General features: G+C 66.6%; 21 protein-coding genes. 15 read left to right on the top strand and 6 right to left on the bottom strand.

What is annotated here, in order from left to right:
• Nucleotides 1-123 precede the first annotated feature (123 nt).
• The gene (locus V9K97_RS10240; protein ID WP_258507014.1) at nucleotides 124-909 is read left to right on the top strand and encodes a sulfurtransferase; all 786 of its coding nucleotides are present in this window, start codon (nucleotides 124-126) and stop codon (nucleotides 907-909) included.
• A 36-nt stretch (nucleotides 910-945) separates the two neighbouring features.
• Here V9K97_RS10240 and V9K97_RS10235 read toward each other — a convergent pair whose 3' ends face one another.
• The 4 genes from V9K97_RS10235 to V9K97_RS10220 form a co-directional block, all read right to left on the bottom strand.
• Complete coding sequence (locus V9K97_RS10235) at nucleotides 946-1,869, bottom strand: pirin family protein (RefSeq protein WP_337317853.1); 924 nt, start codon at nucleotides 1,867-1,869, stop codon at nucleotides 946-948.
• 27 nt (nucleotides 1,870-1,896) lie between these two features.
• Nucleotides 1,897-2,448, bottom strand: a complete 552-nt coding sequence (locus V9K97_RS10230; RefSeq protein ID WP_337317852.1) for a flavodoxin family protein — start codon at nucleotides 2,446-2,448, stop codon at nucleotides 1,897-1,899.
• Between the two features lie 64 nt (nucleotides 2,449-2,512).
• Complete coding sequence (locus V9K97_RS10225) at nucleotides 2,513-2,950, bottom strand: DoxX family protein (protein ID WP_258507019.1); 438 nt, start codon at nucleotides 2,948-2,950, stop codon at nucleotides 2,513-2,515.
• Nucleotides 2,951-3,015: 65 nt separating this feature from the next.
• Nucleotides 3,016-3,717 (bottom strand): pirin family protein, encoded by a 702-nt coding sequence (locus tag V9K97_RS10220; protein ID WP_337317850.1) that lies wholly within the window; start codon nucleotides 3,715-3,717, stop codon nucleotides 3,016-3,018.
• 177 nt (nucleotides 3,718-3,894) lie between these two features.
• Between V9K97_RS10220 and V9K97_RS10215 the strand changes: the two genes are divergently transcribed.
• The 4 genes from V9K97_RS10215 (at nucleotide 3,895) to trmB (ending at nucleotide 7,694) form a co-directional block, all read left to right on the top strand.
• Nucleotides 3,895-4,848: a LysR family transcriptional regulator gene (locus V9K97_RS10215; RefSeq protein ID WP_126749998.1), complete on the top strand. Its 954-nt coding sequence runs from the start codon at nucleotides 3,895-3,897 to the stop codon at nucleotides 4,846-4,848.
• 86 nt (nucleotides 4,849-4,934) lie between these two features.
• Nucleotides 4,935-6,026 carry an NAD(P)/FAD-dependent oxidoreductase gene (locus V9K97_RS10210; protein ID WP_258507022.1) on the top strand — a complete coding sequence of 364 codons (1,092 nt, stop codon included), beginning with the start codon at nucleotides 4,935-4,937 and terminating at the stop codon, nucleotides 6,024-6,026.
• Nucleotides 6,027-6,033: 7 nt separating this feature from the next.
• Nucleotides 6,034-6,957, top strand: a complete 924-nt coding sequence (gluQRS, locus tag V9K97_RS10205) for a tRNA glutamyl-Q(34) synthetase GluQRS (RefSeq protein WP_337317847.1) — start codon at nucleotides 6,034-6,036, stop codon at nucleotides 6,955-6,957.
• Nucleotides 6,957-7,694, top strand: a complete 738-nt coding sequence (gene trmB / locus V9K97_RS10200) for a tRNA (guanosine(46)-N7)-methyltransferase TrmB (protein WP_258507045.1) — start codon at nucleotides 6,957-6,959, stop codon at nucleotides 7,692-7,694. The genes gluQRS and trmB overlap by 1 nt, the downstream gene beginning before the upstream one ends.
• Nucleotides 7,695-7,779: 85 nt before the next feature.
• Here trmB and V9K97_RS10195 read toward each other — a convergent pair whose 3' ends face one another.
• Complete coding sequence (locus V9K97_RS10195; protein ID WP_337317846.1) at nucleotides 7,780-8,364, bottom strand: hypothetical protein; 585 nt, start codon at nucleotides 8,362-8,364, stop codon at nucleotides 7,780-7,782.
• Between the two features lie 171 nt (nucleotides 8,365-8,535).
• Between V9K97_RS10195 and V9K97_RS10190 the strand changes: the two genes are divergently transcribed.
• On the top strand, nucleotides 8,536-9,693 hold the full coding sequence (locus tag V9K97_RS10190; RefSeq protein WP_337317844.1) for an ABC transporter substrate-binding protein: 1,158 nt from the start codon (nucleotides 8,536-8,538) through the stop codon (nucleotides 9,691-9,693).
• A 31-nt stretch (nucleotides 9,694-9,724) separates the two neighbouring features.
• On the opposite strand, the gene V9K97_RS10185 is transcribed toward V9K97_RS10190, so the two are convergent.
• On the bottom strand, nucleotides 9,725-10,444 hold the full coding sequence (locus V9K97_RS10185) for a Crp/Fnr family transcriptional regulator (RefSeq protein ID WP_258507067.1): 720 nt from the start codon (nucleotides 10,442-10,444) through the stop codon (nucleotides 9,725-9,727).
• A gap of 99 nt (nucleotides 10,445-10,543) precedes the next feature.
• Between V9K97_RS10185 and V9K97_RS10180 the strand changes: the two genes are divergently transcribed.
• The 9 genes from V9K97_RS10180 (at nucleotide 10,544) to V9K97_RS10140 (ending at nucleotide 19,435) form a co-directional block, all read left to right on the top strand.
• The gene (locus V9K97_RS10180) at nucleotides 10,544-11,134 is read left to right on the top strand and encodes an HD domain-containing protein (RefSeq protein WP_337317842.1); all 591 of its coding nucleotides are present in this window, start codon (nucleotides 10,544-10,546) and stop codon (nucleotides 11,132-11,134) included.
• 21 nt (nucleotides 11,135-11,155) lie between these two features.
• Nucleotides 11,156-11,923, top strand: a complete 768-nt coding sequence (locus tag V9K97_RS10175) for a class II aldolase/adducin family protein (RefSeq protein WP_157614430.1) — start codon at nucleotides 11,156-11,158, stop codon at nucleotides 11,921-11,923.
• A gap of 96 nt (nucleotides 11,924-12,019) precedes the next feature.
• On the top strand, nucleotides 12,020-12,898 hold the full coding sequence (locus tag V9K97_RS10170; protein WP_337317841.1) for a bile acid:sodium symporter family protein: 879 nt from the start codon (nucleotides 12,020-12,022) through the stop codon (nucleotides 12,896-12,898).
• Nucleotides 12,899-12,905: 7 nt separating this feature from the next.
• A complete protein-coding gene (locus V9K97_RS10165) occupies nucleotides 12,906-13,832 on the top strand; it encodes a LysR family transcriptional regulator (RefSeq protein WP_337317839.1) in 927 nt (308 codons plus the stop codon).
• Nucleotides 13,833-13,909: 77 nt separating this feature from the next.
• The gene (gene tcuA, locus V9K97_RS10160; protein ID WP_337317837.1) at nucleotides 13,910-15,337 is read left to right on the top strand and encodes an FAD-dependent tricarballylate dehydrogenase TcuA; all 1,428 of its coding nucleotides are present in this window, start codon (nucleotides 13,910-13,912) and stop codon (nucleotides 15,335-15,337) included.
• Nucleotides 15,321-16,547: a tricarballylate utilization 4Fe-4S protein TcuB gene (gene tcuB / locus V9K97_RS10155; protein ID WP_337317835.1), complete on the top strand. Its 1,227-nt coding sequence runs from the start codon at nucleotides 15,321-15,323 to the stop codon at nucleotides 16,545-16,547. The genes tcuA and tcuB overlap by 17 nt, the downstream gene beginning before the upstream one ends.
• Before the next feature lie 40 nt (nucleotides 16,548-16,587).
• Nucleotides 16,588-17,376, top strand: coding sequence for a class II aldolase/adducin family protein (locus V9K97_RS10150; RefSeq protein ID WP_337317834.1), 789 nt, complete (start codon nucleotides 16,588-16,590; stop codon nucleotides 17,374-17,376).
• 42 nt (nucleotides 17,377-17,418) lie between these two features.
• Entirely contained in the window at nucleotides 17,419-18,438 is a 1,020-nt protein-coding gene (locus V9K97_RS10145) for a Bug family tripartite tricarboxylate transporter substrate binding protein (protein WP_337317832.1), read from the top strand.
• 46 nt (nucleotides 18,439-18,484) lie between these two features.
• Nucleotides 18,485-19,435, top strand: a complete 951-nt coding sequence (locus tag V9K97_RS10140) for a D-2-hydroxyacid dehydrogenase (protein ID WP_443303064.1) — start codon at nucleotides 18,485-18,487, stop codon at nucleotides 19,433-19,435.
• The last annotated feature ends 57 nt before the right edge of the window (nucleotides 19,436-19,492 follow it).

The following is a 19,492-nucleotide window of genomic DNA, read 5'->3' as shown; positions in this document are numbered from 1 at the left end:
ACGATGTGGGTTGGCAATCCCCTAAATTGAGCCCCCCGGCTTGCCACTTCGTGTGCTTCGCCACCCCCCGAGGGGGAGGCTCGGTGCCTTGGGGCGGCCCGGCGGCACCTACAATTCCGCCCCGTGCAAGAGATTTTGAATATTGCGGCCTACAAGTTCGTGGCCATCGACGACAGCCCCGTGCTGCGTGAAGACCTGCGCGGGCGCGCCCTGGCGCTGGGCCTCATGGGCACCATCCTGCTGGCTCCGGAGGGCATCAACCTGTTTTTGGCAGGCGCAGCCGACGCCGTCCACAGCTTTGTAGCCAGCCTGCGCGCCGATCCGCGCTTTGCAGACCTCGAAACCAAGGAAAGCTGGTCGGCCACGCAGCCCTTCCGCCGCATGCTGGTGAAGCTCAAGCGCGAGATCATCCGCATGGACCATCCCGCCATCCAGCCGGCAGCCGGCCGGGCGCCAGGAGTCGATGCCCTCACGCTCAAGCGCTGGCTCGACCAAGGCCACGACGACGAGGGCCGAGAAATCGCACTGCTCGACACACGCAACGATTTCGAGGTCGACGAAGGCACCTTCGACGGCGCAATCGACTGGCGCATCACCAAGTTCACCGAATTCCCGCCCGCACTGAAAGCGCACCGCGCCGATTTCGTGGGCAAGACGGTGGTGAGCTTCTGCACAGGCGGTATCCGCTGCGAAAAAGCCGCCATCCTCATGCGCGAGGAAGGCATCGAGAACGTGCTGCAGCTCGAAGGCGGCATCCTGAAATATTTCGAAGAGGTCGGCGGTGCGCACTATCACGGCGACTGCTTCGTGTTCGACGGCCGGCGCGCGCTCGCGCCGGACCTGAGCGCACGCGCGGCCGATGCCAGCGCGCGCGCGGCCGAAGATCCCGACCTGGAACGCAAGAACTGAGCTCCGAGGCGCGGGGCCTTCGTCGCCGCGGGCTCGTCAGACCGGCGTGGTGCCGACGTCCGGCTCGCGCACGCCGAACGGCTTGCCCGGCAGCGGAATGAATTCGGTCTCACCGGGCACATGGCCCATGCGCTGGGCGGCCCAGTCGGAGCCCGCCTCCAGAATGCGCTCGCGCCGACTGGAGACGAAGTTCCAGGTGATGTAGCGCGGCCCATCGAGTGGCTCGCCGCCAATCACCATCAAACGCACCGCCGTATCGGCGCTCAGCACCGCACCCTGGCCGTCCGGCAGGACAACCATCGTATGTGCCGCAATGATCTCGCCGTTGACGCGCGCATCGGCATCGACGGCATAGACGGCCAGCTCCCGTGCCAGCGCGGATAGCTCGAAGCGGCCGCCCGCCGGCAATGCAATATCGAGGTAGAGCGTCTGCGACAGCGTCTTGACCGGTGAGCGCTTTCCAAAGGCCTCGCCCACCAGCACGCGCACTTGCGCGCCCTGCTCCACAAGCTCGGGAATAGCGCTGGCCGGCGTGTGCTCGAAGCTCGGCTCGACCTCTTCATGCGCCTGCGGCAAGGCCGCCCAAAGCTGCAGGCCATGGTTCACGTAGGTATCGGCCTTGAGCCGCTCGGGCTTGCGTTCGGAGTGCACGATGCCGCGGCCCGCCGTCATCCAGTTGATGGCGCCGGGCAAAATTTCCTGCACGCTCCCAAGGCTGTCGCGATGCATCATCGCGCCCTCGAAAAGATAGGTGACCGTCGAAAGGCCGATGTGCGGATGCGGCCGCACATCGTGCTCGGCACCGGGCTGCTCGGTGGCCGGACCGAAGTGGTCGAAGAACACGAACGGCCCGACCGAACGGCGCTGCGCCGCAGGCAGCAGGCGCCGCACCTTGAAGCCACCGCCAAGGTCCTTGTCGTGCGGTTGAAGCAGTTGGGTCTGTGCGGCGGTATCGGTCATCGGGGGGCTCCGTGGTGGGCTGGGTTTTTACCCGCGCGATCTTGCCACTTCGGCGACGCGTTCTCCAAACGCCCGGGCCGTATCGAAGTCGCCCTTGAACATCTCGGCCGGGCTCGCGTCAGAAGGCGACTGCGTGAGCAGGCCGCCATAGCCGCCCACGTAGTTCATCGAATCGCGCGTGGCGGCCTTGTTGTTGGTCGGCAGGATGCCCATGCTCACCCAGATGCCGCTGTGCTGCATCGCGAGCGTCCATAGGTAGGCCATGGTCGTGACCTTGTCGCCGTTCATGGTGGCGCTGTTGGTGAAGCCCGCAAAGAGCTTGTCTTTCCAGCCCTGCGTGAACCACACCTTCGACGACGCATCGGCAAACTTCTTGAACTGCCAGCTCACGCCGCCCATGTAGGTCGGCGAGCCCATGACGATGGCGTCCGCCGCGGCCAGCGTTTCCCAACCGCCTTCAGGCAGGTTGCCGTCCGCATCAATGGCAAGCAGCTGCGCGCTGGCTCCCTCGGCAACCGCCTGGGCGATGCGCTGGGTGTGGCCGTAGCCGGAATGAAAGACGACAACGATATTTGGCATGGGTTGATTCTCCTGAAGTGATGGCGAGGGTCGTTGATGCGAACGAGCAAAGGCGAAAGCCTGCTTACTTCCTGTCGATGCTGAAACGGCCGGCACCGAAGGCAACGAAGGCGAGCAAACCGCCAGAAATGGCAATGTTCTTGAAGAACATCAACTGGTTCACGAAGGCCTTGTCCGCAGGCATGCTCCAGTAATTGTGGAACAGCACCGATGCTGCCACGGTGAACACCGCCAGCACCACGGCCGCAAGGCGGGTCTTGAAGCCGACGAGCAGCATCAGGCCAAGGCCCAGCTCCACGACGATTGCGATGACTGCCGCAACCTGAGGCAGCGGCGCGCCGACGGACGAGATGTACCCCACCGTGCCCGCAAAGCCCATGAGCTTGCTGAAGCCAGCGGGCACGAAAAGCAGCGCCAGCAGCACGCGGCCTACAAGTGCCAGCGTGTCTTGCGCGGCGGTAGGGTTGGATGTGGCGGTTGCGTTGATTGCAGTGGTTGTCATGATGAAACTCCTCGGTTGTTGAAAGTTGAGAGAAACGGAAAACAAGAATTGAAGAAAGCGCCTGCTCAGGCGGCCAGGTCGAACACCAGCACTTCGGCATCCTTGCCGGCGCCAAGCGTCAGTTGCGATTCGCCTTGCAGCATCGCGGCGTCGCCGCCCGACAGCTTCTGGCCGTTGACGTCGAGCTCGCCGCGCACCAGGTGCACATAGCTCTTGCGCTGCGGATCGAGCGACAGGCTGGCTTTTTCGTCGCCATCCAGAAGGCCGGCGAACAGGCGCGCATCGGCGTGCACCGTCACTGAGCCATCGGCACCGTCGGGCGATGCCACCAGGCGCAGCTTGCCGCGCTTTTCGTCATTGCTGAACTTCTTCTGCTCGTAGCCGGGCGCAATGCCGCGCACGTTCGGCTCGATCCAGATCTGCAGGAAGTGCGTGGTCTCGTCGGCCTTGTGGTTGAACTCGCTGTGCATTACGCCGCGGCCCGCGCTCATGCGCTGCACGTCGCCCGGCGGAATCGATTCCACGTTGCCCATGCTGTCCTTGTGCGCCAGTTCACCCGAGAGCACGTAGCTGATGATTTCCATGTCCTTGTGGCCGTGGGTGCCAAAGCCGGCACCGGCGGCCACGCGGTCTTCGTTGATCACCCGCAGGTTGCCGAAGCCCATGTGGGCCGGGTCGTAGTAGCCGGCAAAAGAAAAGCTGTGGAACGAGCGCAGCCAGCCATGGTCGGCATAACCGCGTTCCTGTGATTTACGGACTTGCAACATCGTCAAACTCCTGCGGCCCTTCCCGTCGGGGATGCTCGGGCCTTCTTTCGTATGCCGCGCCGGATGCGCAGCGGATGTGAAGAACTTTAGGTCCGCACCCCTCCCTCAAAAGCGCCCGGTTTTGATGGCATCATTCAAATTATTTGATCAATCGACCGAGCACTCGACGGACCCGAAATGCCCAGCGCCAGAGACGTATTGACCCCCGACGCGCTCGCCATGCTGCAGACCGTGGCAAGCACCGGCAGCTTTGCGGGCGCGGCGCGCGCGCTCAACCTGGTGCCCAGCGCGCTCAGCTACCGCGTGCGCCAGATCGAAGACGCGCTGGACGTACTGCTGTTCGACCGCAGCGCGCGCCAGGCTCGCATCACCGAAGCGGGCGCCGAACTGCTGCGCGAGGCGGCGCGGCTGCTCGGCGAGATCGATGCCGTGGCCAACCGCGTGAAGCGCGTTGCCACCGGCTGGGAGCCGATGCTCACCATCGCGGTCGACAGCGTGATTGCACGCGATCCGCTGCTCGACCTGGCCACCGCCTTCTTCGCGCTGAATCCGCCCACGCGGCTCAAGCTGCGCGATGAAACGCTGCTCGGCACCATCGAGGCATTGACCAGCGGCGAGGCCGACCTCGCCATCGGTGCCGTGCTCGACGCGGCAAGCCTCGCCTTCACCGCCACCGGCATCCGCAGCCGGCCGATCGGCGAGCTGTGCTTTGTGTATGCCGTGGCGCCCCACCATCCGCTTGCGCGCCTGCCCGAGCCATTGACCGATGCGGTGCTGCGCCAGCACCGTGCAGTGGCCGCTGCCGACTCGGTGCGCAGCGGGCCCAGCATGACGGTCAACCTGGTCGGCGGACAAGACGTGCTCACGGTGCCGAGCATGCATGCCAAGCTCAACGCGCAACTGCACGGCCTGGGCGGCGGCTTTCTGCCCGAGCCCATGGCGCGTCCCTACATCGAAGCCGGACACCTCGTCGAGCGAAAAACCGAACGCCAGCCGCCGCTCGCGACCATGCATTGCGCCTGGCGCGTGCGCAGCGCGGGCGGGCCGGGGCGCGCGCTCGAATGGTGGCTAGCGCAGTTCGACCACGAGGCCACGCGGCGCGCGCTGCTCGAGCGGCACCGCGGCCGCTAAGGCCGCCTGGTCGGAGGCCCCGCTCCCAGACCGTTGTAGAGTGCGACCACATCCATCGTTTCCCGTACACAAGAAAAGAGTCCCTCATGACCACTCGCGCAACTGCCAAGAAGGCAAAGGCCACCGACCGCCACCGAACCCCCGCCGCCCCGCGCCACTACGCCGTCGTGGGCGCCGGCATTGCCGGCGTGGCCTGCGCACGCACACTGGTGCAGGCCGGCCACAAGGTCACTGTCTTCGAACGCGAGGCCGCGCCCGGCGGGCGCATGGCGAGCATCGACACCGCCTTCGGCCGCTTCGACAGCGGCGCCCAATATTTCACCGTGCGCGACGCCCGCTTTGCGCTGGCACTCGAAGCCACGCCCAGCCTTTGCCGCCCCTGGAGCGCCAACCTCGTGCGCGTGCTCGACGCGCACGGCCGTGTGGCCGAGGCGGCATTGCCGGGCCGCGAATCGCACTGGGTCGCCCAGCCCGGCATGGATGCGCTGGTGGCCTACTGGGCCGCGCCGCTGGGCGGCAACCTCGTGACCGGCACGCAGGTCACGCAGATCGAACCCGACGCGCTCGATCCGAAGCGCTGGCAACTGCGCACCGCAGGCGCGGACGATTCGCAGCATGTGTACTCGGGCTTCGATGCCGTGCTGCTGGCAGTGCCGCCCTCGCGCACGCGTGCGCTCTTGGGCGACGGCAAGCTCTCGGCCAGCATCAGCCAGAAGATCGAGCCCGTGCGCATCGCGCCCTGCTGGACGCTGATGATCGCCTTTCCGCAGGCCAACCAGGCCAACATGTCGCACCTCGGCCCGCAATGGAATGCGGCGCGCAGCACGCATCACCGCGTGGCGTGGCTCGCGCGCGAGTCGTCCAAGCCCGGACGCGAACGCGTCGAGCGCTGGACGCTGCAGGCCAGCGCCACCTGGTCGCAAGAACACCTGCGCGACGATGCCGCTCGCGTCGAAGCCAAGCTGCTGCGCGCCTTCTCCGAAATCACCGGCATCCATGCCGCGCCCACGCATGCCCAGGCACGCTGCTGGACCGAAGCCCAGACGCAAGTCCCCGTGGGCAAGAGCCACCTGTGGGACGCCAAGGCCCGCATCGGCGTGGCCGGCGACTGGTGCACCGGCCACCGGGTGGAAGACGCTTTCCTCTCGGGCCTCTCGCTGGCGCTTGCAGTGATCTGATCCGCGGATGCGTGAGACCGGCCGTTTCGCGCCCTCGCCCACCGGCCCGCTGCACGCCGGCTCGCTGGTTGCCGCGCTCGCAAGCTGGCTCGACGTGCGCGCCCGCGGACCGCAGGCGCGCTGGCTGATCCGCATCGAAGACGCGGACACCGAGCGCTGCCTGCCCGGCATGGGCGAGCACATCCTTCGGCAACTGGCCGACTGCGCCCTGCTGCCGGACGAAGCGCCGGTGTGGCAGACGCAGCGCACCGCGCATTACGAAGCGGCGCTTGCCCGGCTGCAGGCCCTCGGCCTCGCCTATCCCTGCGGCTGTTCGCGCAAGGACATCGACGAGGCGCTGGTCCGGCTCGGCCGGCCGCACACGCGACATGGAGAGCGGGTCTATCCCGGTACTTGCCGCAATGGCCTGCACGGCAAGCCCGCGCGGGCGTGGCGCTTTGCCACGGAAAAATTCGAAGCCCAACAACCGGCGCTTCCGTCGGGCGAGCTCTGCTGGACCGACCGCCGCCTCGGCCGCCAGTGCCAGCACGTCAGCCGCGAGGTCGGCGACTTCGTGCTGCGCCGCGCCGACGGCCCGTGGGCCTATCAACTGGCGGTGGTGGTCGACGACGCGGAGCAAGGCGTGACCGACGTGGTGCGCGGCGAAGACCTGGCGGACAACACCGCGCGCCAGATCCTGCTGCAACGCGCGCTCGGCATGCCCACGCCAAGTTACCTGCATACCCCTTTGGTGCGCGGCGCCGACGGCGACAAGCTCTCCAAGCAGAACGGCGCCACCCCCATCGACACCGGCACGCCCGAGGCCGCGCTGGCCTCGCTCGGCGCCGCCGCGCGCGTGCTCGGCCTGGGCGCGGCGCGGGGCAGCTCATGCGCCGCGGCACTGGCCGGTTGGGTGCCCGAATGGAGCGGTCTCTACAATTCCCGCCCGTAATGACCTTTCCCGACACCGTGCCCAACGATTCCCCGCCGAGCGACGACGCGGCCGACCAACCGCATCCGCTGCACCGTCGCCTCAAGAGCTTCGTGAAGCGCGCCGGCCGCACCACCGAAGGCCAGGCCCGCGCCTTTGCCGAGCTGGGCCCGCTCTTCCTCTTGCCCTACAAGCCCGAGCCGCTCGACCTGACCGCGGCCTTCGGCGGCCGCGCCGCGCCTACAGTGCTCGAAATCGGCTTCGGCATGGGCGAAGCCACCGCGCACATTGCCACGGTGATGCCCGAGACCAACTTTCTTTGCTGCGAAGTGCATGAGCCCGGCGTGGGCGCACTGCTCAAGCGCATCGGCGAGCAGTCGATCAGCAACATCCGCATTTGCGCGCACGACGCGGTCGACGTGCTCGACCACATGCTGCAGCCCGATTCACTGGCCGGCGTGCATGTGTTCTTTCCCGACCCGTGGCACAAGAAGCGCCACAACAAGCGCCGGCTGATCCAGCCCGAGTTCGTGAAGAAACTTGCCGAGCACCTGCGCCCGGGCGGCTACATCCATTGCGCCACCGACTGGCAGCCTTACGCCGAGCAGATGCTCGAAGTGCTCTCGGCGGAACCTCTGCTGCGCAACACGGCCGACGCCTATGCGCCCAAGCCGGAGTACCGGCCGCTGACCAAGTTCGAGAACCGCGGCCTCAAGCTGGGCCACGGCGTATGGGACCTGGTCTTCCGGCGCGCCTGAGGCGTTGCCGGGAACCCAACTCTCAGGTCTCAGGTCTCAGGTCTCAGGTCTCAGGTCTCAGGTCTCAGGTCTCAGGTCTCAGGTCTCAGGCGGCACTTTCTCCGATTGCCGCGGCTGACAGGAACCGCGGCAGCACCGCCTGCACACGATCGAACGCGTTGGTGACCGCGCGGGACACTGCAACCGCCCTCTCCTCCTCGCTGAGCGCAAGCGACTCGCCATAGGCTTTCTTAATGGCTGCATCCATCTGCGCCTTCGGAGCAGTCGCCTTGACAGCCAGCAACTGGTCCCAAGGGCTGGCAATCGGCATGTGGCCGATCGCGGACTTGCCTTCTATCTGCTCCAGATCGAGAGCCGCGGCTTCAAACATCGGATCCGGCCCCCGAAGCGAATAAATTCTTCGATCGTGCCCCTGAAGACACGGAAGCCGCTCTACCGATGGACTCCATCCCAGGCGCACATTGAAGCAGCGCTCCACGCCCTGCCCCGGCTGCCATTCGAGCCAAACCACCAGGCCGGGTCGCACTGCGTTTCGGTACAACATCGTGCCGACGAAGATTCCACGATCCGGGTGCTCCTTCGGCACCGTGACGCTGCGGAACGAAGGAAGATGCCCGCGCATGTCGGCCTTCACTTGCGCAACCCAGATTGATTTGTAGGCTTTGTCCACGGCAGGGGAAACGTAATGCGTCTGATGAACGGAAAAGGGAATGAACCCCTGGAGCTGGAGTATCGCAAGCAGATCGCCCAGGTGAATGCCGGCTTCACCGCGGGTCAGCTCCCTTCCCGGCAGGCACCGAAATTGCTACACTTTTTTACTAGTTTTGACAAAGGGTGGCAAATGAACAGCTCTCGCAGGCAAGTACTGAAGACGTCCGGCGCACTGCTGCTGGGCGGCGGCCTTTCTCTCCCCGCGCTCTCGCAATCCACCAAGGCGCCCGCCGGCGCGCGTGTCGTGCTGCTGGGCCAGTCGGTGCCGCTGACGGGCGCGGCCGGCGAGATCGGCCTGGCCTTTGCGGCCGGCAGCCGGCTGGCCGTGGGCGAGTTCAACGAGCGCAACGCGGCCAGCGGGCTCCAGCTCAAGCTGCTGCAACTCGACGACGGCTACGACGCCACCCGTGCCGCAGCCAACGCCCGCACGCTGCTGGGCGCGGACAAGGCCGACATGCTGTTCGGCTTTGTGGGCACCGCAAGCAGCGATGCCGGCGCCAGTGTTGCCGCGCAGCAGGGCAACTTGCTGTTCGCGCCCTTTGCCGCAGCCGATTCGCTGCGCGAGGCGAGCCATCCCAATGTGTTTCACGTGCGCCCCGGCATGATCGACGAAGCCCTGAAGATCGTGCGCCAGTGCGCCACTGTGGGGCAGACGCGCATCGCGCTGGTGGGCGACGACGACGCCATGGGCCGCGCGGGCCTGGCCGCCGTGCAGCAGGCCGTCACCGAGCTCAAGGTGCCGCCGCTGGTGGCCACGGCCATGGTTCCCATGGGTGGCGACAAGCTCGACGCAGCGCTCAAGACCGTGCTGCAGCAGACGCCCCAGGCCATCGTGCTGGTGTCGCTCTCGGGCACCACGGCCAACGCCATCCGCAAGCTGCGCAAGAGCGGCTACACGGGCAGCTTCATGGCGTTCTCGATCGTGGGCATCGATCCGCTCTACGCCGAACTCGGCAAGGACATCGGCGGCATCGTCATCTCGCAGGTGGTGCCGTCGCCCCGGCCTTCGGCCATTCCCATCGTCAAGGAATACCGCGCCGCCGTCGACAACTCCGACCAGACGCCTTCGTACGAAGGCCTGGAAGGGTTCATTGCCGCCAAGGTGGTGGGCGAAGCGGTGCGGCGCGCGGGACGCAGCTTCACCACTGCCAGCCTGCAGCGCGTGATGACGGCCATGACCGACTACGACGTGGGCGGCTTCCGCATCAACTTGCGGCCCGGCCTGCGCGATCCCTCGCGAAACATCGACCTGATCAGCATCTCGGCGGACGGCCGCGTCTTGCGCTGAATACGCCTGAACACGCGCTGAATGCGCCGGGCTAGCCGCTGCGCACCAGCGCCTGCAGCGCATCGACCGAAAGAAGCTCGATGCGCCCGTAGCTCAGCGAAATCACCTCGTCGCGCGCCAGCGCGTTGAGCTCCTTCGAGAGCGTCTGGCGCGTGACGCCGAGCATCATGGCCAGCGCTTCCTGCGGCAGCATCAGCGTGCGGCGCAATTGCACCGATTGCGTGGCATCGCCGCGCGCCAGCACCAGCAGGCGGTGCGCCACGCGTGCGCGCAGGCTGCGCAGCGTGGCATCTTCGGTCAGCCCGTAGAGCATGCGCACCCTTGCGGCCAGCATCATGGCAATGGCGTTGGCAAAGACAACGTCGCGCATCTGCTGGGCGAAAGCCTCGGGCGGCACCACCAGCAGATCGAGCGGCTCCAGCGCAGTGGCATCGTGCGTGCGCGGCGAGCCGTCGAGCAGCGTGATCTCGCCAAACCAGTTGCCGGCCTCGAGCACCGCAAGGATGGCCTCGCGCCCGTCCTGCCGCAGCGACGATATCTTGATGGTGCCGGCCACCAGGCCATAGAAGCCGCCGCCTGCCGCATGCACCGGATCGCCCTGGCGAAACACCATGGCACCGCGCCGCAAATGAATGAGTTCGGCCGCGCCAAGCAGGGCCTCGCGCTGCGGCCGCGGAATGCTCGTGAACCACGGATTGCGCTCCATCGCAGCCAGGTGCGAAGCGGAAAGGCGCGGCTTGGGAGCGGGCATCGGGGGTTTTCCAGACCCCTGCATTGTCAAATCCTTGACAGTTGCACGTCAAGCACGGGTCTACAGTGGCCGGCACCCCACAAGAATGGAGACCACAAGATGAGCGAACGGGCGAGTTTCACCAGCATGCAGCAGAGCACGCGCGAAGACTGGCAACTGATCGGCGGCGAGTTCAGGCAATTTGCAGGCGGCCTGCCCGCGCGCGTGATCAGGCACCTGCAGATCCTCGAAGGCGACTACGGCGGCTTTCCGGTCGACCGCTACACCCATTCGCTGCAAACCGCGACCCGCGCGCTGCGCGACGGCCGCGACGAGGAATACGTGGTGTGCGCGCTGCTGCACGACATTGGCGACACGCTCGGCAGCTTCAACCACCCCGATATCGCGGCCGCAATCCTGAAGCCCTTCGTGAGCGAGGCCAACCACTGGATGGTGCAGCACCACGGCATCTTCCAGGGCCACTACTTCTTTCACCACATCGGCCTGGACCGCGACATGCGCAACAACTTCAGGAGCCACCCGCACTACGAGCGCACGGCCGAGTTCTGCGCGCTGTACGACAACCCGGCCTTCGACCCCAAGGCCGAGACGCTGCCCATCAGCGAATTCGAACCCATGCTGCAGCGCCTGATGGCGCAACCCAAGCAGAGCATCTACAAGGCCGCGATGCAAGAGCCGGCCGCCGCCTGACACCCGACAAAGGAAACCCCCATGAACGCAAACTCCCAATCCGAAATCCAGAAGCTCGTGTCCGCCGAAGAGTGGCAGCTGCGCGTCGACCTTGCCGCCTGCTACCGACTGGTGGCGCTCTACGGCTGGAGCGACCTGGTGTTCACGCACATCAGCGCGCGCATTCCCGGGCCCGAGCACCACTTCCTCATCAACCCCTACGGCCTGATGTTCGACGAGATCACCGCGTCCAGCCTGGTCAAGGTCGACCAGCAGTGCAACAAGATCATCGAGTCGCCCTACCCCGTCAACCCGGCCGGCTTCGTGATCCACAGCGCCGTGCATGCCGCGCGCGAAGACATCCAGTGCGTGCTGCACACCCACACCAAGGCCGGCATCGCCGTGAGCGCGCAGAAAAACGGCGTGCTGCCCATCAGCCAGCAATCGACCTTCGTGCTGGCCTCTCTCGCCTATCACGACTACGAAGGCGTGGCCTTCCGCGACGACGAAAAGCCGCGCCTGCAGGCCGACATGGGCAATGCCAATTTCCTGATGCTGCGCAACCACGGCCTGCTGACTTGCGGCAAGACCATTGCAGACGCGTTCCTTTCGATGTACACCTTCGAGAACACTTGCCAGATCCAGATTGCAGCGCAGTCGGGCGGCGGCGAACTCACGCAGGTGAACCCGAAGATCGTCGAAGGCGTGGGCCAGGCGATGAAGGTGCAGACGGGCGGCCTGGGCGGGCAGTTCGTCTGGCCTTCGCTCATTCGCAAGCTCGACCGCATCGACGACAGCTACAAGCAATAAGACGCGCCGATTCCGGTTTGCACGGCTGCCAGTGCCTGCGCGACAGGTGCCGGCAGCCATTTTTTTAGAAGAACCAGAAAGAGGAGACAACAAGGCATGGACGCTACGCTCATCGTGACCCGGTTTCTGTTCGGCGCACTGGCGCTGGTGATGTTCGGGCTCGGGCTTTCGCTCTCGCTGGAAGACTTTCGACGGCTTTTCAAGCACCCCAAGGCGGTGACCATTGCGCTCGTGCTGCAGGTCGTCGGCCTGCCGCTGGCCTGCTACGCCATCATCGTCGGCTTCGGTCTGTCGCCGGTGTTCGCCATCGGGCTCATGCTGCTCGCGGCTTCGCCGGGCGGCATTTCGGCCAACCTGTTCTCGCACCTGTTCGGTGGCAACGTGGCCATGAACATCTCGCTCACGGCGGTGAACACGCTGCTGTCGATCGTCACGTTGCCGCTTATCGCCAACTGGGCCATCGGGCACTTTGCGCAAGGCGGCCAGGTGGTGCCGCTGCAAACGCGCAAGCTGGTGGAGGTGATCGCCATCGTGCTGGTGCCGGTGGCCATCGGCATGTTCGTGGCCTCGCGCAAGCCCGGCTTCGCGGCGCGCATGGAAAAGCCGACCAAGATCTTCAGCGCCGTGGTGCTCGCGGTGGTCACGGTGCTGGCCATTGCGAACGAATGGAAGACCATCACGGCCACCTTCGCCGAAATCGGCCTGCCGGTGCTGCTGTTCAACCTGCTGAGCCTGCTGGCGGGCTATTACCTGAGCCGGGCCGCGGGCCTGGACAAGGCGCTTGCCACCGCCATCAGCTACGAGATCGGCATCCACAACTCCACCCTGGCCATCTTCATCGCGGTGAGCGTGCTGGGCAGCTTTCAGCTCGCGCTGCCGGCCGCGATCTATTCGGTGGTGATGTACATCACCGCCCCGCTGTTCGGCTGGTTGCTGCTGCGCAAGCGGCAACCGGAGGCCGTGCCTGCGCGATGATGCGGGCATGGAACTGAGGCAACTGCGTTACTTCGTCAAGGTCTGCGAACTCCGCAGCATGGGCCGCGCGGCCGTCGAGTTGGGCGTGGTCACGTCGGCGCTGAGCCAGCAGATCAGCCGGCTCGAGAGCGAGCTTTCGACGCGGCTGCTGCAGCGCAGCTCGACCGGCGTCACGCCCACCGATGCCGGCCTGGCCTTCTTGCACCAGGCGCAGCTCACGCTGCGGCATGCCGACGACGCCGTGCGCGCGGCGCAGCAGGCGCGCCTCTCGGGCCACGTGAGCGTGGGCCTGGCGCCCACCACGGCCACGGTGCTCGGCGTGCCGCTGATGCGCGCCATGCAGGAGCGCTACCCCGAGGTGCGGCTGCACATGGTCGAGGCGCTGTCGGGCCACCTCACGACGATGCTGCATGCACGCCAGCTCGACCTGGCCGTGCTGTTCCAGACCGACACGCCGCGGCGCTGGAGCGTGCTGCCGCTGCTGGCTGAAAAGCTGTTCGTGATCGCATCGCCGACGCTGGACGGGCGCCCCACGGGCACCAAGGTGCGCCTGTCGCAACTGGCCGATGTGCCACTCATCCTGCCCAGCGGCAGCCACGGCTTGCGCGCCACGCTGATGGCGGCGTTTGCGCGCGCCCGCATTTCGCCGCGCATCGTCGCCGAGGTGGACGGCCTCGCACTGCTGATGGACGCGGTGCGCGCAGGCCACGGCGCGACCATTCAACCCGGCGCCGCCACGGCCCGGCACGACCGCGACGACCTGCAGCTCACGCAGATCAGCGATGCGCATGTGGGCCGCCGCAACCTGCTCGTCAGCCTCTCTGACGACGAGCTTTCGCCCGCCGCACTCGCCGCCCGGGTGGTGCTTGCGGACACCGCCCGCGCCCTGGTGCGCGAAGGCCGCTGGACCGGCGCCAGTCTTCTCGAAAACTGAACACCCGTTGCCTCTTTCGGCCTTTCGCGTGAAGGCCCAGCTCCCTAAAGTCTCCTGCATTGCAAGGAGACCCACGAGTGATAGATGTTCTGGTCGTCGGCGGCGGCAATGCCGCGCTGTGCGCCGCGCTGATGGCGCGCGAGGCCGGCGCTTCGGTGCTGCTGCTCGAAGCCTCGCCCAAGGAGTGGCGCGGCGGCAACTCGCAGCACACCCGCAACCTGCGCTGCATGCACGACGCGCCGCAGGACGTGCTGATCGACGCCTACCCTGAAGAGGAGTACTGGCAAGACCTGCTGAAGGTGACCGGCGGCCTCACCGACGAGCACCTGGCGCGCCTGGTGATTCGCGCCTCTTCCAACTGCCGCGACTGGATGCGCAGCCACGGCGTGCACTTTCAGCCGCCGCTTTCGGGTGCGCTGCACGTGGCGCGCACCAATGCCTTCTTCATGGGCGGCGGCAAGGCGCTGGTGAACGCCTATTTCCGCAGCGCCCAAAAGCTGGGCGTGCAGATCCGCTACGACACGCCCGTGGCCTCGGTGGAACTCGACGGCGACCGCTTCGTGGCCGTGCGCACCGAAGCCGGGGAACGCATCGAAGCCAGGAGCTGCGTGCTGGCCTCGGGCGGCTTCGAGTCGAACCGCGAATGGCTGCGCGAAGCCTGGGGCCAGAACGAGCGCGGCGAGTGGCCGGCCGACAACTTCCTGATCCGCGGCACGCGCTTCAACCAGGGCGTGCTGCTCAAGCACATGATCGAAGCGGGCGCCGACAGCATCGGCGATCCGTCGCAGGGACACATGGTGGCCATCGATGCGCGCGCGCCGCTGTACGACGGCGGCATCTGCACGCGCATCGACTGCGTGTCGCTCGGCGTGGTGGTCAACCGCGAGGCGCAGCGCTTCTACGACGAGGGCGAAGACTTCTGGCCCAAGCGCTATGCGATCTGGGGGCGGCTGGTGGCGCAGCAACCGGGGCAGATCGCCTGGTCGGTCATCGACCAGAAGGCCGTCGGCCGCTTCATGCCGCCGGTGTTCACCGGCACGCAGGCAAACACGCTCGGCGAACTCGCGCGGAAGATCGGCCTGGACGAAGCCGCGTTCGAGCGCACCGTGCAGGACTACAACGCTGCCTGCCGCGTCGGCCACTTCGACCACACCGCCCTGGACGACTGTCATACCGAAGGCATCGCGCCCGCAAAGACCCACTGGGCGCGCCCGCTGGACACGGCACCCTTCTACGCCTACCCCGTGCGGCCCGGCATCACCTTCACCTATCTCGGCCTGAAGGTGGACGAGACGGCCGCAGTGCGCTTCGGCGGCCGGCCCAGCGCCAACCTCTTCGTGGCCGGAGAAATGATGGCCGGCAACGTGCTGGGGAAGGGCTACACGGCCGGCGTGGGCATGAGCATCGGCACGGCCTTCGGCCGCATCGCCGGCACGCAGGCTGCGCACGCGGCAAAGAACCTTTCGAAGAATTCCCCGGAGGCCGCCCTTGCAGCAGCTCACTGACCTCGTCGCGCGCGCCCGTGCGGATGCAGACGGCATCGGCAGCGCCTCGCCGCGCGTGATTCCGATTCGCCCCGCCCTGCCCCTGACTGCGAGCGAGGGCGAGGTGGCGCGCATCCTGCAGATCTGCAATGCCTGCCGCTATTGCGAAGGCTTTTGCGCCGTGTTTCCCGCAATGACGCGGCGGCTCGATTTCGGCAAGGCCGACACGCACTACCTTGCCAACCTGTGCCACAACTGCGGCTCCTGCCTGCATGCCTGCCAATATGCGCCGCCGCACGAGTTCGCGGTGAACGTGCCGCAAGCCATGGCGCAGGTGCGCATGCAGACGTACCACGACTATGCGTGGCCGCCCGCGATGGGCGCGCTCTACAAGAAGGCCGGCTTGACCGTGGCGCTCGCACTGGCCGCCGGCCTCGCGCTGTTCCTTGTGTTGGCCGTGGCAATGACGGGATCGCTGCTGCATGAGCCGCTCGCGGGCAATTTCTACGCGATCTTTCCGCACAACTTCCTGGCGCTGGTGTTCGGCGCGGTGTTCGGCCTGGTGGTGTTCGCGCTGGGAATGGGCACGCGCCGGTTCTGGCGCGAGGTGTCGCCGGCACAGGAAGGCGCGCCCGCCGAAGTGGCCGGCGTGCGCGCCGCGGCAAGCGCCGAGGCGGCGCACGACGTGCTGCGACTCAAGTACCTGGACGGCGGCCACGGCCAGGGCTGCAACAACGAGGACGACCGCTTCACGCTCTGGCGCAGGCGCTTTCACCACTTCACCTTCTACGGCTTCGTGCTGTGCTTTGCCTCCACCTGCGTTGCAACGCTGTACCACTACCTTCTCGGCCTGCAAGCGCCCTATGCGCTCACCAGCCTGCCGGTGCTGCTGGGCACTGCCGGCGGCATCGGCCTGGTGGTCGGCCCGGTCGGGCTGCTGTGGATGAACCTGCGGCGCAATGCCGCGCACGGCGACATTGCGCAGCGGCCGATGGACCGCGGCTTCATCGCGCTGCTGCTGCTCACCAGCCTGACGGGCCTTGCGCTGCTCGCCTGGCGCGACACCGCCTTCATGGCGCTGCTGCTCGCGGTGCACCTGGGCGTGGTCATGGCGCTCTTCCTGACGCTGCCCTACGGCAAGTTCGCGCACGGCATCTTCCGCTCGGCGGCGCTGCTGAAGTTCGCGATTGAAAAACGCCTGCCCAGCCGCTTGCAGCTGGGCGGCGACTGAGCTCCTTCTGTATCGAAGCCTCCGAAAGGAAAACACCACGATGAACACACCCGGCGTACTCCACATTCCTTCCATGAAGGGCCGTTGCTCCGAAGCCGAGTGGCAGGCCCGCGTCGACCTTGCGGCCTGCTACCGCCTCGTCGACCTGTACGGCATGTCGGACATGATGGCCAACCACATCTCCTCGCACGTGCCGGGCGAGAAAGGCGCCTTTCTCATCAACCCCTACGGAATGATGTACGAGGAGATCACCGCGTCGAGCCTCATCAAGGTCGACCAGGACGGCAACATCCTCTCGAAGCCAGACTTCGGCGAGCTGGACTACGGCATCAACAAGGCCGGCTACGTGATCCACAGCGCGGTGCATGCCGCGCGGCCCGACGTGGCGTGCGTGATCCACACGCACAGCTGGGCGTCGATGGCGGTGTCCTCGCTCGAATGCGGCCTGCTGCCGCTCACGCAGACCGCCATGCGCTTCCTGAAGATCGGCTATCACGACTACCAGGGCGTGGTGCTCAACACCGAGGAACAGGCGTCGCTGCTGGCCGACCTGGGCCAGGGCGAAGCAGTGATCTTCCGCAACCACGGCGCGCTGGTGGTGGGCCGCAGCGTGGGCGAGGCCTTCAACTGGATGCACCGGCTCGAACTGGCCTGCCGCGCGCAGATCGGTGCCATGTCGTGCAACACGCCCTTGATGAAGGTGCCGCAGCACATCCTGGAAGAAACCTGGAACAACTACCAGCCCGGGACGCGCCGCCCCTACGGGCTTATGGAATGGCCCGCGCTGCTGCGCAAGCTGGACCGCATGGACCCGGGCTTTCGCGACTGACGGCCCCCGCGCATCAAACCATCCCATCAGAGGAACTAGAAAATGACACGAGACAAGCTTTCATCATCCGTTGATTCAATCGCCCTGCGGTGCCGCAGTCTCGCGGGCATTGCGGCACTGGCCCTGTTCACCGGCGGCCTGGTCACGGCGCACCGTGCCGAAGCGCAGGCGGCGTACCCCTCTAAGCCGGTTCGCGTGGTCGTGGCCTTCACCGCCGGCGGCACCACCGACATCCTGGCGCGTGCGGTCACGCAGCAGATGTCCGAGAAGCTCGGCCAGCCCTTCGTCATCGACAACAAGCCCGGCGGTGGAGGCAACATCGGCACCGAATTCGTGGTGCGCGCACCGGCGGACGGCTACACGCTCATCGTCAATTCGGTCGGCCCCATGGCCGTGAACCAGACGCTCTACAAGAACCTGCCCTACGACCCGCTCACCGACCTGGTGCCGGTGGTGCAGATTGCCGACGTGCCCAACGTGCTGGTGGTGAACCCCGCGGTGCCCGCCAAGACGATGGAAGAATTCATCGCCTACGCCAAGGCCAACCCCAATAAGCTGAACTACGGCTCCACGGGCGTGGGCACGTCGTCGCACCTGTCGAGCTTCATGCTCAGCAAGCGCATCGGCGCCGAGACGCTGCACATACCCTACAAGGGCGCCAATGCGCTGAACGACCTGATCGCAGGCCGGGTGCAGTTCATGTTCGCGACCATTCCCTCGGTCATCTCCCACATCAAGGGCGGCAAGCTTCGCGCCATTGCAGTCAGCAGCCTGCAGCGCTCGCGCTCGCTGCCCGATGTGCCCACGGTGGCCGAGAAAGGCTTTCCGGATTTTTCTGCGGGCTCGTGGTTCGGATTCTTCGCGCCCAAGGGAACGCCCGAGCCCGTGATTGCGCTGCTCAACAAAGCCGTAAACGACACGCTGCCATCGCTGAGCGCACAGATGGTGCGCGAGGGTGCCGACCCGGTTGGAGGTACACCCGCGCAGTTTGGGCAGTTCACGCGGCGCGAGTACGAGAAGTGGAAGCTCATCGTGCGCGAATCGGGCGCCACGGCCGAGTGACCCGGCCTCGCACGTGAAGACACCGATGCAGCCGCTGCGCATTCTCATGTCGCCCGAGGCTGCGCGCCATGCCGGGGGCGGCCTGCAGGCGGCACTCGGCGGCAAGCCGTATGTGCTGGCAAACATTGGCGACGATGCCGATGTGGCCTTCGTCTCGCGCGACGTCACCGGCCTTTCGACCAAGCACGCGGTGCTGCCGCACACCCAGCGCTTTCACGATGCGCTGCGCAGCGCGCCTTCGTTGAAATGGGTGCATGCCCATTCGTCGGGCGCTGACCGACCGGTGTATGGCGACCTCATTGCGCGCGGCGTAGCCGTGACGACATCGTCCGGCGCCAACGCAGGTGTGGTGGTGCAGACCGCGCTGGCTGGCGTGCTGATGCTGGCACGCTGCTTTCCGCAGCTGCTGGCGGCGCAGCGCAACCGGAGCTGGGCGCCGCTCGTGGGCAGCGGGCTGCCGCGCGACCTTGCGGGGCAGACCGCAGTCATCGTCGGCTGGGGCCCCATTGGCCGAGGCATGGCCTCGCTGCTTGCGGCACTGGGCCTGCACGTGGTCGCCGTTCGAAGCACCGACGGCGCGGCCGAGCCGCCCGCATCCGAAACGGTGAGCTACGAGCGCATCGGTGAGGTACTGCCGCGGGCCGACTGGCTCGTGCTGTGCTGCCCGTTGACCGAGCGCACGCGCGGGCTCATCGATGCGGCCGCGCTCGCGCGCTTGCCCGCCGGCGTGCGCCTGGTGAACGTAGCGCGCGGCGAAGTGGCGGAAGAACCCCCGCTCATCGACGCATTGCGGCGCGGTGCACTGGCCGGCGCCTACCTCGACGTGTTCGCCCACGAGCCGCTGCCGGCCGAATCGCCCCTGTGGGACATGCCCAATGTGATCGTCACGCCGCACACCGCGGGCCACTCCGACGGCAATGAGATGCGGGTGGCCGCCATCTTCCTGGACAACCTGCGCCGATGGACCGAGGGACAGCCGCTGTTAAACCGGGTGTAACAGCTCCAAAAGACCGACCATGCCGTGCGGTCAGGCTTTGGCGTGAGAATGGCGGGC

The organism is Variovorax sp. CCNWLW186 (assembly GCF_037203865.1).
GTDB lineage: Bacteria > Pseudomonadota > Gammaproteobacteria > Burkholderiales > Burkholderiaceae_C > Variovorax.
Note: the sequence above shows the minus strand (reverse complement) of the source record. Positions and strands in the feature narration are given on the sequence as shown.

Bases quoted from the DNA above. Each gene is read 5' to 3' on its own strand.
- V9K97_RS10235 (WP_337317853.1), bottom strand. From the start codon at position 1,869: ATGACCGATACCGCCGCACAGACCCAACTGCTTCAACCGCACGACAAG.
- V9K97_RS10230 (WP_337317852.1), bottom strand. From the start codon at position 2,448: ATGCCAAATATCGTTGTCGTCTTTCATTCCGGCTACGGCCACACCCAG.
- V9K97_RS10225 (WP_258507019.1), bottom strand. From the start codon at position 2,950: ATGACAACCACTGCAATCAACGCAACCGCCACATCCAACCCTACCGCC.
- V9K97_RS10220 (WP_337317850.1), bottom strand. From the start codon at position 3,717: ATGTTGCAAGTCCGTAAATCACAGGAACGCGGTTATGCCGACCATGGC.
- V9K97_RS10215 (WP_126749998.1), top strand. From the start codon at position 3,895: ATGCCCAGCGCCAGAGACGTATTGACCCCCGACGCGCTCGCCATGCTG.
- V9K97_RS10210 (WP_258507022.1), top strand. From the start codon at position 4,935: ATGACCACTCGCGCAACTGCCAAGAAGGCAAAGGCCACCGACCGCCAC.
- gluQRS (WP_337317847.1), top strand. From the start codon at position 6,034: ATGCGTGAGACCGGCCGTTTCGCGCCCTCGCCCACCGGCCCGCTGCAC.
- trmB (WP_258507045.1), top strand. From the start codon at position 6,957: ATGACCTTTCCCGACACCGTGCCCAACGATTCCCCGCCGAGCGACGAC.
- V9K97_RS10190 (WP_337317844.1), top strand. From the start codon at position 8,536: ATGAACAGCTCTCGCAGGCAAGTACTGAAGACGTCCGGCGCACTGCTG.
- V9K97_RS10185 (WP_258507067.1), bottom strand. From the start codon at position 10,444: ATGCCCGCTCCCAAGCCGCGCCTTTCCGCTTCGCACCTGGCTGCGATG.
- V9K97_RS10180 (WP_337317842.1), top strand. From the start codon at position 10,544: ATGAGCGAACGGGCGAGTTTCACCAGCATGCAGCAGAGCACGCGCGAA.
- V9K97_RS10175 (WP_157614430.1), top strand. From the start codon at position 11,156: ATGAACGCAAACTCCCAATCCGAAATCCAGAAGCTCGTGTCCGCCGAA.
- V9K97_RS10170 (WP_337317841.1), top strand. From the start codon at position 12,020: ATGGACGCTACGCTCATCGTGACCCGGTTTCTGTTCGGCGCACTGGCG.
- V9K97_RS10165 (WP_337317839.1), top strand. From the start codon at position 12,906: ATGGAACTGAGGCAACTGCGTTACTTCGTCAAGGTCTGCGAACTCCGC.
- V9K97_RS10150 (WP_337317834.1), top strand. From the start codon at position 16,588: ATGAACACACCCGGCGTACTCCACATTCCTTCCATGAAGGGCCGTTGC.
- V9K97_RS10145 (WP_337317832.1), top strand. From the start codon at position 17,419: ATGACACGAGACAAGCTTTCATCATCCGTTGATTCAATCGCCCTGCGG.
- V9K97_RS10140 (WP_443303064.1), top strand. From the start codon at position 18,485: ATGTCGCCCGAGGCTGCGCGCCATGCCGGGGGCGGCCTGCAGGCGGCA.